This window comes from Wansuia hejianensis (genome assembly GCF_014337215.1).
GTDB lineage: Bacteria > Bacillota > Clostridia > Lachnospirales > Lachnospiraceae > Scatomonas > Scatomonas hejianensis.
In genome coordinates this window covers 2,619,538-2,633,944 of sequence record NZ_CP060635.1, presented here as the reverse complement: position 1 = coordinate 2,633,944, position 14,407 = coordinate 2,619,538, and the positions used below count along the sequence as shown (strand labels likewise).

The following is a 14,407-nucleotide window of genomic DNA, read 5'->3' as shown; positions in this document are numbered from 1 at the left end:
CAAGAATCAGGAGGTAATTATGAAACGTAAAACAACAGGTGCCTTTGCGGTATTGGGAAGTGCTCTGGCACTGACAGTCGTCATGACGGCTCCGGTCCATGCAGAAACAGTTACGAATGAGGAGAGTGTCCGTGTGATAGATACAGCCGCCTGGCAGAACATGGCCGCGGCGAATGTAACCAGTTATGCCAACATCAGAGAAGGCGCATCGATTGACAGCGGAAGGATCGGCGTGCTGCTCCCGGGATGCAGCGCGGAAGTTCTTGGAACAGAGGGCGACTGGACAAAAGTCCGTTCAGGCAGCGTAGAAGGATATATCCGTTCGGATCTGCTGGTCTTTGGTGAAGAGGCTAGAGTTCATTATAGAAATGTACATGGCTTTTCCGGTACCGTAACGGCGGACGCGCTGAACGTCCGGTCGGCCCCGTCGCTGGAAGGAAGCGTCCTGGGTTCCGAGGCAGGCGGTGAAGAGGTGAAGATCACCGGAGAAGAAAATGAATGGCTCCAGATAGAATACCAGGGAAACGACGCTTACATGGCGGCCGAATACATCGAAACAAAGGATCTGGAACATACTGCCCTGACCCTTGAGGAATACGAGCAAATGCGCGCAGCGGAAGAAGCGGCCCAGGCAGCGGCTGCACAAGCCGCACAGAGTGCTGAAGCACAGGCTGCCGCCACATCAGAAGCCCAGCCGGTATCAGCCGGGTCGGCAGAACTGGATCTGCTGGCAGCGATCATCCACTGCGAAGCCGGAGGAGAAAGCCGCACGGGAAAGGTGGCAGTCGGAGCGGTAGTATTAAACCGCGTGAACAGTGGATCTTTCCCCAACTCCATCAGTGAGGTTATCTATCAGAGCGGGCAGTTCACCCCGGCGTCCTCTGGAATCCTGGCCAGAACCCTGGCCCAGGGTGCAGACGCCGACTGCTACGAAGCAGCCAGAGCAGCTCTGAACGGTGAAAATCCTGTGGGAGGCTGCCTGTATTTCAACAGCGGTTCCGGACAGGGGATACAAATAGGAAACCAGCATTTCTATTAAAAATAATATAAAAAAACAGAGGCCCGGAGGCGGAGACGCCGAAGGGCTTTGTTTTTGCTTCTAAATGCCGGGTATCCACACACCCTTCTCCACCAAACAACCGCAATAGCACGCTTGTGTTTTTGGGAAAAATATAGTATGATTAATCCGTAACTTTTATTGGATTTCCAATACGGAGGGATAGGATATGAATCCAATCATATGGCTGGTCATTCTGATCGTATTGCTGGTGATTGAGGTAATTACGCTGGGCCTTTCGACGATCTGGTTTGCGGGCGGAGCGCTGGCGGCGTTTATTGCTGCTCTCCTGGGGGCGAATGTTGCAGTCCAGGTGGTGCTGTTCTTGGCAGTTTCTATCATTTTGCTGATTTTTACCAGGCCGGTTGTCATGAGGATGTTGAATAAACATAAGACAGCTACCAACGCGGAGAGCCTGATCGGTGAGCAGGCGATTGTCACCCAGACCATTAATAATCTGATGGGGCGGGGCGAGGTCTTTATCAACGGGCTGGAATGGATGGCCAGAAGCCAGCAGGATAACGATACAATAGAAAAAGACACAGTTGTGCGTATTTTGAGGATAGACGGGGTAAAATTGATTGTAGAAAGGAAAGAGAGGTAGGGAATTATGGGAGAAGTGAACTGGCCAGTTGTGATACTGATTATTTTTTTGCTGCTGCTTTTGATCATTGTTGCGTCCTGCATCAAGATCGTTCCGCAGGCGCAGGGCTTTGTTATCGAGCAATTCGGAGCTTATAAGGTGACCTGGGGGACCGGGCTTCATTTTAAGGTTCCTTTTGTAGAGAGAGTCGCCAGACGCGTGAATCTGAAGGAACAGGTGGTGGATTTTCCGCCCCAGCCGGTTATTACGAAGGACAATGTTACGATGAGGATTGATACGGTTGTATTTTTCCAGATTACAGATCCCCGGCTGTTCTGCTACGGCGTGGAGAATCCTATCATGGCCATTGAGAATTTGACGGCCACTACGCTGCGTAACATCATCGGCGACATGGAACTGGACGAGACGCTGACGTCACGTGAGATCATCAATACCAAGATGCGGGCGGCGCTGGATATCGCCACAGACCCGTGGGGCATTAAAGTCAATAGAGTTGAGCTGAAGAATATTATGCCTCCGGCGGCCATCCAGGAAGCCATGGAGAAGCAAATGAAGGCTGAACGTGAGAGGCGGGAATCTATTTTGATCGCAGAAGGCGAGAAGAAGTCAACGATTCTGGTAGCAGAAGGCAAGAAGGAATCGGTGATTCTGGATGCACAAGCTGAGAAGCAGGCGGCGATTCTCCGGGCTGAGGCTGAGAAGGAGAAGATGATCCGTGAGGCAGAAGGTGAGGCGGAGGCTATTCTGAAGGTGCAGCAGGCGAATGCGGACGGTATCCGGATGCTGAAGGAAGCAGGCGCTGATGAATCGGTACTGACGCTGAAGAGTTTGGAAGCCCTGGGACAGCTGGCGAACGGAACGGCGACCAAGATTGTGGTTCCGTCCGATCTGCAGGGCATTGCCAGCCTTGCCACATCTCTGACGGAGATTGTGAAGACCAAGGACGCAGCCGCAGGCAAATAGAATAACGGGATAAAAAGCCGGAGGTTATGCGCCCGCAGGGTGTATGGCCTCCGGCATAAAAGATTAAAAAGAGGAGAAATAGAATGAACTTAAAAGGCCGTAATTTTTTAACTTTGAAGGACTTTACACCGGAGGAAATTACATATCTTCTGGATCTGGCAGCGGAGCTGAAGGACAAGAAGAAAAGAGGGGTGCCGGTGGACACGCTGAGGGGCAAGAATGTCGCTCTGATCTTTGAAAAAACCAGCACCAGGACCCGCTGCGCTTTTGAAGTCGCGGCTCATGACCTGGGGATGGGCACCACCTATCTGGACCCGTCAGGCTCCCAGATCGGGAAGAAGGAGAGCATCGAGGATACGGCGCGGGTTCTCGGAAGAATGTTTGAAGGAATTGAGTACCGGGGCTTTGGCCAGGAGATCGTGGAAGAGCTGGCGAAATATGCCGGGGTTCCTGTGTGGAACGGGCTGACGAATGAGTATCACCCCACGCAGATGCTTGCGGATCTGCTGACGGTGAAGGAGGAGTTTGGCCGCCTGGAGGGCATCCGTCTGGTTTATATGGGAGACGCCCGCTATAATATGGGTAACTCACTGATGATTGCCTGCTCAAAGCTGGGAATGCATTTTGTGGCCTGCGCTCCGGAAAAATACTTCCCCAGCCAGGAGCTGGTGGCTCAGTGTGAGAAATATGCGGAGCAGAGCGGCGGAACCATCACGCTGACGGAAAACGTAGTGGCGGGAACCAGGGATGCGGACGTCATCTATACAGACGTGTGGGTGTCCATGGGCGAACCGGATGAGGTGTGGGAAGAGAGAATTCAGGATCTGACCCCCTATAAAGTCACCGCAAAGGTGATGGAAAATGCCAGGCCCGAAGCGATTTTCCTCCATTGCCTGCCCGCTTTTCATGATCTGAAGACAAAGATCGGAAAAGAAATGCATGAGCGTTTCAGCATTACTGATATGGAAGTAACCGATGAAGTGTTCGAATCCTCTCAGTCCAGGGTGTTTGATGAGGCTGAAAACCGGATGCACACGATAAAGGCTGTTATGGCCGCTACGTTAGGGGCTGTATGAACGGAAAGCTGTTAAACACAGAGGAGATCAGGAGCCGGTTGACCGATGAGGGAACCGGCTGCCGCCTTTTTTACTGTGAGGAAGTGGATTCCACCAATGACTGGGCGAAGCGGGAGGGCCGGAAGGGTGTGTCCGGAGGAGCCATATACCTGGCGGAGCGGCAGACAGCCGGGAAAGGGCGCAGAGGCAGGGCCTGGAACACAGCAGCCGGTACATCTGTATCCATGAGCCTGCTGCTCCGGCCTGATCTGCCCGCCGACAGGATATCGATGCTGACGCTGGTCATGGGTATGGCTGCGGCTGACGGCATACGCCGGGCCTGTGGTCTGGATACACAGATTAAATGGCCTAATGATGTGATCATCGGAGGCAAAAAGCTCTGCGGGATATTGACGGAGATGAGTTCAGGCACAGATTATGTGGTCATCGGGATTGGAACGAATGTGAATGTTCCGGCATTTCCAGGGGAACTTGCAGGAACGGCCACCTCTCTGCTGCTGGAACTGGGAAGGTCTGTCAGCCGGGAGGTTGTGACAGCGGAGATCCTTAACTTCTTCTGGAAATATTATAAAATATTTATGGACACGGGAGATCTCTCCGGACTTTCCCGAAGATATCAGGAAATTCTGGCGAACCGGGGGCGCTCCGTGCGGGTCCTGGACCCTGCCGGGTCCTTCTGCGGGACGGCGCTGGGGATCAATGACCGGGGGGAGCTGCTGGTAAAACGTAAAGATAACGGTGAGACAGAGGCTGTCTACGCCGGAGAGGTTTCGGTCAGGGGAATCTATGGTTATGTATAGGAGTGTGAAAGCATATGGTACTTTGCGGAGCGAATGCGTACGAGAAGAAGTATTATTTTAATCCGGAGTTTTCCAGCCTTCCGGAGCAGATTCAGGATGAACTGCATATTATGTGCGTCCTGTTCACAGAAGAGATTGGCGGTATATTTACGGTGGAATACAGCGAAGAGGGAGATCTGGAACTGAAGACAGAGGCCCTGGAAGCGGATGCCATGTATGATGATATCGGCGGGCCGCTACGGATTAAGCAGCTGCAGGAAGAAAAGAGGGAGCTTTTCCGGTCTCTGGAGCTGTTCTACCAGGTGTTTTTCCTGGGATTGGATGTGGAAGGCCTGGAAAATGACTGAAACGGGAGGTGCGGGCGCATGCGTACGTTGAAGATCGGTGGAGTGACCATTGACAATCCCTTGATACTGGCTCCAATGGCAGGGGTAACTGACCTGCCGTTTCGCCTGCTCTGCAAAGAGCAGGGGGCGGGGCTGCTGTGCATGGAAATGGTGAGTGCAAAGGCCATCTTATATAAAAACAGGAATACAGAAGAGCTGTTGACCATTGATCCCAGAGAAAACCCGGTCTCCCTGCAGTTGTTCGGCAGTGAGCCGGAGATTCTGTCAGAGGCCGTTCAGTGGATTGAGGACCGCCCCTTTGATATTCTGGATTTTAACATGGGCTGTCCGGTCCCGAAGGTAGTAAATAACGGAGAAGGATCTGCCCTGATGAAGGCTCCAAGGCTGGTGGGAGAGATCATTTCAGCACTGGTAAAGGCAGTCAGAAAGCCTGTAACGGTGAAGATCCGCCGTGGCTTTGACGAGGAGCATGTAAATGCGGTGGAAATCGCCAAAATCGCGGAACAGGCGGGAGCGTCGGCGATATCCGTTCACGGAAGAACCAGGGAACAGTATTACTCCGGGAAGGCTGACTGGGAGATCATACGCCGGGTGAAAGAGGCGGTGTCAATACCCGTGATCGGCAACGGGGATGTGGATTGCCCGGAGAAGGCGAAGGCCATGTTGGAGGAGACCGGGTGTGACGGCATCATGATCGGCCGGGGAGCACAGGGCAATCCCTGGATCTTTTCCCGGATTCTTCATTATATGAAAACAGGAGAGACACTTCCGGCCCCGTCCAAAGAGCAGGTCTGTGAGATGATTCTCCGCCACGCCCGCATGCTGTTGGATTATAAGGGGGAGTATACGGGAATACGAGAGATGAGAAAGCATGTGGCCTGGTATACGGCAGGATTTCCGCACTCGGCAAAGCTCAGAAGCAGAGTCAACGAGGTTCAGAGCATGGAGGAGCTGGAACGTATATTGGAAGAGCTGGAGGGGACTTTTCAGAACAGATAAAAAGAAGGTAAACAGGAGAATAAAAATTTAACAAATTACATAGTGTATTACAGCTTGACAATTAGGGACGAATCAATTATAATACCGTAATTGTTAAGATAGGCGGGAATATACCTTCTTATAGGAAAGGACGGCGGAAAGCAAGATGGAAGAAAAGAAAAATATATTAACTTATGCAGGTCTGCAAAGGCTGGAAGAAGAGCTTCACGACCTGAAAGTCAATAAAAGAAAAGAAGTCGCAGAGAAAATTAAAGAAGCCAGAGAGCAGGGCGACCTGTCTGAGAACGCTGAGTATGATGCTGCGAAGGACGAGCAGAGAGATATCGAAGCGCGTATCGAGGAACTGGAAAAGATTTTGAAGAATGCAGAAGTAGTCGTAGAAGACGAAGCTGATACAGATAAAATTAACATTGGATGTAAGGTCGGCGTATTTGATATGGAGTATGAAGAGGAGATGGAGTTTTCCATCGTCGGTTCCACAGAGGCCAACAGCCTGAAGGGCAAGATCTCCAATGAATCCCCGGTGGGACGCGCGCTGATCGGCGCCAGGGTGGGAGATATCGTGAACGTTGAGTCCCCCGCCGGAGCCATGGAGTATAAAGTGCTGACTATCGAAAGAAATATCTGATCGATTGAGGGAGGAAAAAATGGCAGAACAGCAGAAGCAGCAAAAACAGGCGCAGGAACAGGATATTAACCAGTTGTTGAAGGTGCGCCGGGAAAAGCTGAAAGAATTGCAGGACAGCGGGAATGACCCTTTCCAGATCACGAAATATGATGTGACCTGCCACAGCCAGGATATAAAGGATCATTTCGACACCATGGAAGACCAGGAGGTTTCTGTTGCCGGGCGTATGATGAGCAAGCGTGTCATGGGCAAGGCGTCTTTTTGTAATGTGCAGGATTTAAAGGGAAGCATCCAGTGCTATGTGGCCCGTGATAATGTGGGAGAAGAGCCATACAAGGGCTTTAAGAAGCTGGATATCGGAGATATCATCGGGATTAAGGGCACTGTGTTTAAGACAAAGACAGGGGAAATCTCAATCCATGTGACCAGCGTTGTGCTGCTGAGCAAAAGTCTGCAGATTCTGCCGGAGAAATTTCATGGCCTGACCAATACAGACCTGCGCTACCGTCAGAGATACGTGGATCTGATCATGAATACAGAGGTGAAGGATACCTTTATCAAGCGTTCCAGGATCATCAGCAGCATTCGGAAATATCTGGACGGACAGGGATTCATGGAGGTAGAGACGCCCATGCTGGTGTCCAATGCGGGAGGTGCGGCAGCGCGTCCTTTTGAGACTCATTTTAATGCTTTAGATGAGGATTTTAAGCTGAGAATCTCCCTGGAGCTATACCTGAAGCGTCTGATCGTAGGCGGCATGGAACGCGTATACGAGATCGGGCGGGTGTTCCGGAATGAGGGACTGGATACCAGGCACAATCCTGAATTTACCCTGATGGAGCTGTATCAGGCGTACACGGATTATAACGGGATGATGGATCTGACGGAGAACCTGTACCGCCATGTGGCGCAGGAGGTTCTGGGGACCATGAAGATTATATATAACGGCGTTGAGATGGATCTGGGGAAACCATTCGAGAGAATCACGATGGTGGACGCGGTGAAGAAGTATGTAGGGGTGGATTTCAACGAAATTCATACTCTGGAGGAAGCCAGGGCTGCCGCGAGGGAGCACCATGTGGAATTCGAGGAGAGGCATAAAAAGGGAGATATCCTGAACCTGTTCTTTGAGGAATTTGTGGAAGAGCATCTGGTGCAGCCTACCTTCGTGATGGATCATCCAATCGAGATTTCACCGCTCACGAAGAAAAAACCGGATAACCCGGAATATGTGGAGAGGTTCGAGTTTTTCATGAATGGCTGGGAGATGGCGAATGCGTATTCTGAGCTGAATGACCCAATTGACCAGAGAGAGCGGTTTAAAGCACAGGAAGAACAGCTGGCTCAGGGAGACGAGGAAGCGAATACGACGGATGAAGATTTCCTGAATGCGCTGGAGATTGGGATGCCGCCGACAGGGGGAATCGGATTTGGAATCGACAGGATGTGTATGCTGCTGACGGACGCAGCGGCGATCAGGGATGTGTTGCTGTTCCCGACGATGAAGTCACTCGGTGGTACAGAGATGTCTAAAAAGGCAGAAAAAGCAGCTCCCGTTGTAGCTGAAACAGTAGGGGCCCTGGTTGAAAAAACTGATTTCTCCAATGTGAAAATCGAACCGCTTTTCGAAGAATTCGTCGACTTTGATACTTTTGCAAAGTCTGATTTCAGAGCTGTAAAGGTAAAAGAATGCGAGGCTGTTAAGAAGAGCAAAAAGCTTCTGAAATTTGTTTTAGATGACGGTTCAGGCACAGATAGAGTGATTTTAAGCGGTATTCACGAGTATTACGAGCCTGAAGAACTGGTTGGAAAGACTTGTATTGCAATTACAAACCTGCCTCCGAGACCGATGATGGGTATGGATTCTTGTGGAATGCTTATCTCTGCGATTCATGAAGTGGATGGGTGTGAAGGACTGAATCTGCTGATGGTGGATGACCGGATTCCGGCGGGTGCGAAGCTGTACTAAGCGGTTTTGGGAATGGGCATTTGGGAGGTAAAAAATGTACCATTGTACTAATTTTGTACCAACTGGAACGAGAAATATGTAGGGTTGTATAGAGATATAAGAAAAGCTCATGGAATGATTATGTTCCATGAGCTTTTTTACCACATAAATTCAAGATTTTTACTGATAATATGAATGAGACTCCCGATTTTTTCAATAATAGCGTCACTCCACAGAGTGATTGTATAGATTCTTCAAAGGATAACCCTGCTATTTCGTTTTTTCTTAAAAAGATGAGGAACTCTTGACAGGATTATTCCTTATCTCCCCTAAAAGATAGTTATATAAAAACTATACGTATCGTCCTCTAACAGTTTCTTGGTCCACGATCGATTCATGTGAAAAGCAGCTTAAGTATCATTGTATTTTGCAAGCGGAGTAGAAGCTATGGTTGTGCGGGAGTCTTTACAAGGGTTTCCGGGCATTATCTTTTTTGAGAAGTTAAAAACAATGGAAGGGATTTGAGGGATGAAGAATGGAGGCATAGAAAGAATGCTTGGTGAGGCTTTTTTGCCACAGTTCGGCTGGATCGTTATGATGTATGCTCTGGGGGCAGGAAAGAATACACGTGCAGTTCAATGATGAAGCAGAGACGCTGGTAACGGTTGTCTATTATCGGGCTACAAATCAACATATTTCTTATGTGGATGTGCTTCCTTGCTAAGATACAGAAGAGGAAATTGCTTGTCTGAAAAAAATGGTGAAAGGGGAGCAAATGGCGGATCAATTGTATAAAAAATTAATTTAAATATGAGAAATTTTATCTCAGCTGATTGCCATCAGCAAAGCTAACTTATTTGCGCGAAGAAAAGAACTTAAACAGAAAAAGCAGGTAGCAGCTAATTTGAGAGTAAACGTTGGGGAATATTCGAAAGAAGTAAAACAAAGACTCAAGTAAAAGGATAAAAGAAGTTGATATATTTGAGTCAGAAGGCTTTTAAGAAGCGAACAAGTTTGGAATACTTCAAAGAGATCATAAATGCTCCATAATCCGTGGGCTGACTTGCAACTGATTTATGCGATGATGATTTCATCAAATCCACTTAAAAACCCCGGGAACTTTGGTTGTAGTTTTTTTAGTTTTGGAAGGAGATCTCAAGTATGAATAAAGTAATGCAGGTTCGTGTGGTAAGCTGGATCACAATGATTAAACAGCGTAGCAATAGAGGCCTGACCATCAAATAATGGTATGCTGCCAGCAGAATCCGTGAGTCAATGTATTATTATTGTCTAAACCGACTGAGGAAAATGGCGCTTGATGTTTTAAAACAGCAAATCCCATTAAAAACAATAATCCTGTTTCCGGAACATTTGCTAAGATACCAGTTGATTCTGCTGTTCCGACCCCGAATGTAGCGATTCGCATCCGCCACGGTGACACAGTTGTGGAAGTAAGCAGTGATACTCCGTGTTATCTGAGATTAACGACTTTCAGGTCATCTATATCCACTGCGGAAAATGTGATCTCTGCAGGGGGATTGATGGTCTGGCGACTTTAGTAAAGGAAGAGGTCCATCTAGATCTTTTTAAAAAGATGTCGTGTTTCTCTTTTTGCGGATGCCACACCGATCGGTTCAAAGGCTTGGCTTGGAGGGGGATGGATTCTGTATGCTTTTAAGAGGATCGAAGCTGGACATCTTCGATGGCCGAGAAGTCAGGAAGAAGCTGCTAGAATCTCGCCGGAATAACTCCATCTTCTATTGGCTGGGATGATAATACTGGAACATTTTTCCGTCCGGGAATGCAACTGTATAGAGATTGGTTGTTCTGCTATGCAGAACTGACTTTTTCTGATATTTCATCCCTTAGAAAAACGGAGGAGAGGGATACAGCGGTGGCACTTAAAGAACTTGCTTGACAAACAAACATTGGTCAAACTGCTTGTGGAAGCCACCGAATTCAACTAGAAACTTTCAGAGGCTGCTGAACAGCTATAGAAAAGAGCGAACCTTTTGACAGAGGAAGTTGTAAAACTTCATCAACATCGGTTCGGCCATTCTTCGGAAAATGGACTGATCAATATTGAAGCTAGTTGCATACAGCTTTGCTTCGCTTTCAATGAGGCAGAGATAAGCGAGTATCTGAATCCTGCATTACCCGAAGCGAAAATGGAAGATATCTTCCCGAAACCGTATATACATGGAAAATAGAAAACAGGGAAATGTCAGGAAGAGATCAAAGATATTACTGCGACTGTGGTTACCTATACCTTAGTCGAGTAAAAAGTGCTTGCTGCATTTCCGGATGGCCGGTTTAAAAAATTTCTAAACAAAGTATATAAACGTCTGAAGTCCCATCCGGCAAGCATTGAAGTGATCGAACATCACGTGGAAGTATACGTAAGTGCGGATAGCGGGGATTTTGCACGAGCGAAACGCCCAGCCGACCTGTTTCGGAAAAGTGTGGCTACGGCATCCTTCGGGGTCGGTATTCACAACCTAAAGTATGTGAATGCGTAAACGATCGAGCGTCTCTCCGAAGAGTTTAAGCGCAGCAAAGAATTTCTTCCAACAAAGACTCTGTGCCGCTGGGCGATTATGGGTATGGAATGGTACCTGAGCCGCATATACAACTGTATAAAGAAGATTTACCTGATTATCATGTGGTGTACGCGGATTGAACGGTGATAGAAGTACGCAAAGATGGCCGTCCGAAAGTACTGAGAGTAGGATGTGGGTTTATTGTTCCGATGAACTGGAGTCCAAACCAGTCATCCTTTGCGAATACCAGAAGACCCGGAAAAAGAAACATGCCCAAGAGTTTGTGAAAGACTTTAGCGGGACTTGTGTGGCGAATGGTTACCAGGTATACAATTCTTTTGCAGATGAACGGGAGGAACTGACAATAGCCGGATGCTGGTCGCATGCCGGCGAGGATTTGCTGATGTGGTAAAAGCTGCCGGAAAAAAGGATTTGAATATTAGGGAATCCGATGCCTATAAAAGCATTCAACTTATGCAGAATATAAGCCGGTATGAAGAGAAGTTTGCCAGAATGGAACCAGCCAAGCGTCTGGAAGCGTGTATACATTATGTAATTCCATTGGTAGCTGCTTTTTTTCATGTCTGAAATAAAAGGAAGGTAGCGTTGCCCAAAACCAGCGACTGGAAAGGTGATAGCTATTGTCTAAACCAGGGATTATTTCTGAGCGTCTTATTAGATGATAGCTATGTACCAATGCTACAGAACGCAGCATCTGTCCATTTACTTTCGGAAGGAATAACTGGTTTCAGATTGACACAATCAGTAGAGTGAAAGCCAGTGCAATCTCATATAGCTTTGCTAAAACAGCGAAAACAAACAAGTTTAAGCCGTATGAGTATTTCCGCTATTTGTTAGAAGAACTGCCAAAACACGGAGAATGGGAATAACTTTCTGGTGTCGAGCAATTGCTTCCATGGTCAAAAACACTGCCGGAATGCTGCTGTCAGAAAAGGTATCCCAAATTGAGCGAATTTGTTTCTATCTTCCATCTGCAAAGGGCAGCATTAGTTTTGGACAGGTACCAGCTATGGAGCATTTACAACTAATGAAATTGGTCAATCAGAAAAATCAGATAGAAGAATATTGAAATTGATTAAATAATAGCTAAAATCAAATGTATTGTATAAAATATTTTGCCAATACCAGAATAAGGAACGAGCCTAATTTAGGAAAAGTCATGAAGATTAGAAGCTTCGCGAGTTGTCAAGCGTGCAATATTGTTAAGAATTTATCTAATGTAAGTGAATCAAATGCGGAAAAGCTTTCGTTTTTTTGAAGATCTTGTAAGATATAATGGATTTTAAGGGGGAATATATGTATATATTTATGATTAAAAAGTTATAAGCAATACATCTATCTTTGATATTATTAATTGTAAAGCGTTTTTTTGTTTGGTAAAAAAGAGTTATTATATTTTCCGAAAATAACCAAAAGTGACAAAAAAGAAATTGAAGTTGACAGTTTTTGCTATTGTATAATAGACTGCACTATAATATTATAAATAGAAAATAAGAAGTTCGTGATCCTTAATATTAGTTTAAATTAATCTTACACCACGTCAATATATAAGGATTGATTCTACAGTAAAAATCTAGTTTGATTACTTGAAAAATTCCCCAATATTATTTGTTAGAACATTAAAATTATTGATTGTTATTTAGTTAAAGCTTTAAGTTCGTGAATTTGACTATAATTAATTTAACTCAGCTATAAACAATAAACTATTAGAAAAAATGTTTAAAATGAGAGGAAAATGATTATGTTTAAGGTACCCATTCAAGCGCATGAAGATGGATATAACGTGGGGCATTTAAATTGTTATGATTTATCAATTGCAGTAGCGGCAGGTGCCTTTCGTTCGGAATTTTACGATTGGTTTTGTTTAACTGGCATTATGCAAAGGCATAAGGGTAAAACAGTGTATTAACACGATGATATTTAGTCAAATATTCGTAAGAAAATAAATTATATAATGTGTTGTACAGAATAGACGATTCTTTTACAATTTCGGATACTGATATATCATCTTTTAAAACTGGCTTTACAGCTACGAGTTTGAATTGTTTATCATAACTTTTTCTTGGCATAAAGTAGACTACTTTTTATTGTTTTCTCTTAACTTAGTGTCTGCTTTAGTATACCATGCCCGCTATTTCATTAAGAGCATACTCCTCATATATCTTTTCATCTCACCCTACCTGTTCCTCTGCGCACCAGACGTCATGCCGTCAGCGTCTCGCCACACTTTTCCGTTCAATCAGCGTTGTGGAAACTTCCATTTTTATATGATCCGATGTATTTCCATGAATCTGCTGATCCAGCATGGTGACTGCGCGCTGGCCGAACATCTGCTTTGGAACATGCATGGAAGTCAGGGGAGGATCGATCATGTCGCAGAAGGGCATGTCATCAAAGCCGATGATAGAAATCTGCTCTGGGATTTTGTACCCATATTCTTTTAAGGCTTTCATGCAGGCGGAGGCGATGATGTCGTTATCGGCGAAGAAAGCGGTAGGAAGCTCCGGCGCGGTGTCCAGATAGGCGCGCATATCAGCGTAGGCGGTCTCGCTGGTGGAGCCGACATTTACAACGACGGAACGCAGCTCTCCGTTACTGGAGTGCTTCTGGATGGAGGCCTGAAAGCCGTCGGAACGCTCTTCAAAATTTTTTATTGTGATCTTGCTGGACAGGTGACCGATATAGGTATGTCCTCTGTGGATCAGATGGGAGGTGGCGTTGTAAGCGCTCTGCACGTTGTTGATGGTTATGCAGTCGGAGCGGTCGGCGTCCACATAGCTGTCCAGAATGACGAGGGGGAGGCCGGTCTGCTTAAAGGGGATCAGGTCTTCGGGGTCCATTTCTGTGGCGAGCAGGATCAAACCGGTGGGATGGCGGTTTAAGATCGCCGACATCTGGTCCTCAAAATTTTCCTGCCCATAAAAATAAGACACATGAAGCATATAGCCCAGCCGCTTGCTTTCGGCGTCAATGCCCTGCAGCAGGCTGGCGAAAAAAGCAGTATCACTCACCACGTTGCCGTGCTTGGAAAAAATAATATACTGAATGGCAGATGGATATTCGTACACCCGTTTTCTTTGAACGTGCGAATATCCATATTTTTGTGCCGCCTGAAGCACCATAGTCCGGGTTTCCTCGCTGATTCCTTTTTTATTATTGTAGACCATGGAGATGGTAGAACGTGAAACCCCCAGTTTTTCTGCCAGCTCTTTTGCTGTAATAGTCATATATGTTTTCCTCCGCGTCACAGACTGTATACCCTTCGGGTATACCATAATTCATGCCCCTGATGGGGCGGGGGAACAGCTTGCGCTGCTCCGCAATGTATACCCACAGGGCATACCGTAATTCATGCCCCCTGCGGGGCGGTGAAACAGCTTGCGCTGTTTCACAAAGTATAGATATTGAAGTGTGCGCCGGCATG

General features: G+C 46.9%; 13 protein-coding genes. 12 read left to right on the top strand and 1 reads right to left on the bottom strand.

Annotated elements, in window-relative coordinates:
* The first annotated feature begins 19 nt into the window (after positions 1–19).
* The 12 genes from H9Q79_RS12275 (at position 20) to H9Q79_RS12220 (ending at position 12,892) form a co-directional block, all read left to right on the top strand.
* Complete coding sequence (locus tag H9Q79_RS12275) at positions 20–1,039, top strand: SH3 domain-containing protein (RefSeq protein WP_249328391.1); 1,020 nt, start codon at positions 20–22, stop codon at positions 1,037–1,039.
* Between the two features lie 187 nt (positions 1,040–1,226).
* On the top strand, positions 1,227–1,661 hold the full coding sequence (locus H9Q79_RS12270) for an NfeD family protein (protein WP_118648221.1): 435 nt from the start codon (positions 1,227–1,229) through the stop codon (positions 1,659–1,661).
* A 6-nt stretch (positions 1,662–1,667) separates the two neighbouring features.
* Positions 1,668–2,624, top strand: coding sequence for an SPFH domain-containing protein (locus H9Q79_RS12265; protein ID WP_249328390.1), 957 nt, complete (start codon positions 1,668–1,670; stop codon positions 2,622–2,624).
* A gap of 83 nt (positions 2,625–2,707) precedes the next feature.
* Positions 2,708–3,700 (top strand): ornithine carbamoyltransferase, encoded by a 993-nt coding sequence (argF, locus tag H9Q79_RS12260; RefSeq protein WP_249328389.1) that lies wholly within the window; start codon positions 2,708–2,710, stop codon positions 3,698–3,700.
* Positions 3,697–4,500 carry a biotin--[acetyl-CoA-carboxylase] ligase gene (locus H9Q79_RS12255; RefSeq protein ID WP_118648223.1) on the top strand — a complete coding sequence of 268 codons (804 nt, stop codon included), beginning with the start codon at positions 3,697–3,699 and terminating at the stop codon, positions 4,498–4,500. The genes argF and H9Q79_RS12255 overlap by 4 nt, the downstream gene beginning before the upstream one ends.
* Before the next feature lie 14 nt (positions 4,501–4,514).
* A complete protein-coding gene (locus H9Q79_RS12250) occupies positions 4,515–4,847 on the top strand; it encodes a DUF6145 family protein (protein ID WP_118648225.1) in 333 nt (110 codons plus the stop codon).
* 18 nt (positions 4,848–4,865) lie between these two features.
* A complete protein-coding gene (gene dusB / locus H9Q79_RS12245; RefSeq protein WP_249328388.1) occupies positions 4,866–5,846 on the top strand; it encodes a tRNA dihydrouridine synthase DusB in 981 nt (326 codons plus the stop codon).
* A 145-nt stretch (positions 5,847–5,991) separates the two neighbouring features.
* Entirely contained in the window at positions 5,992–6,474 is a 483-nt protein-coding gene (greA, locus tag H9Q79_RS12240; RefSeq protein ID WP_118648227.1) for a transcription elongation factor GreA, read from the top strand.
* A gap of 19 nt (positions 6,475–6,493) precedes the next feature.
* Positions 6,494–8,443: a lysine--tRNA ligase gene (gene lysS, locus H9Q79_RS12235; RefSeq protein ID WP_118648229.1), complete on the top strand. Its 1,950-nt coding sequence runs from the start codon at positions 6,494–6,496 to the stop codon at positions 8,441–8,443.
* A 1,447-nt stretch (positions 8,444–9,890) separates the two neighbouring features.
* Complete coding sequence (gene tnpB / locus H9Q79_RS18655; RefSeq protein WP_408646430.1) at positions 9,891–10,100, top strand: IS66 family insertion sequence element accessory protein TnpB; 210 nt, start codon at positions 9,891–9,893, stop codon at positions 10,098–10,100.
* A 1,052-nt stretch (positions 10,101–11,152) separates the two neighbouring features.
* On the top strand, positions 11,153–11,374 hold the full coding sequence (locus tag H9Q79_RS12230; RefSeq protein ID WP_249328387.1) for an IS66 family transposase: 222 nt from the start codon (positions 11,153–11,155) through the stop codon (positions 11,372–11,374).
* A 1,344-nt stretch (positions 11,375–12,718) separates the two neighbouring features.
* Positions 12,719–12,892: a hypothetical protein gene (locus H9Q79_RS12220; RefSeq protein WP_249328385.1), complete on the top strand. Its 174-nt coding sequence runs from the start codon at positions 12,719–12,721 to the stop codon at positions 12,890–12,892.
* A gap of 301 nt (positions 12,893–13,193) precedes the next feature.
* Here the strand turns inward: H9Q79_RS12220 and H9Q79_RS12215 are convergent, their stop codons facing one another.
* Entirely contained in the window at positions 13,194–14,210 is a 1,017-nt protein-coding gene (locus tag H9Q79_RS12215) for a LacI family DNA-binding transcriptional regulator (RefSeq protein ID WP_249328384.1), read from the bottom strand.
* Positions 14,211–14,407: the final 197 nt, after the last annotated feature.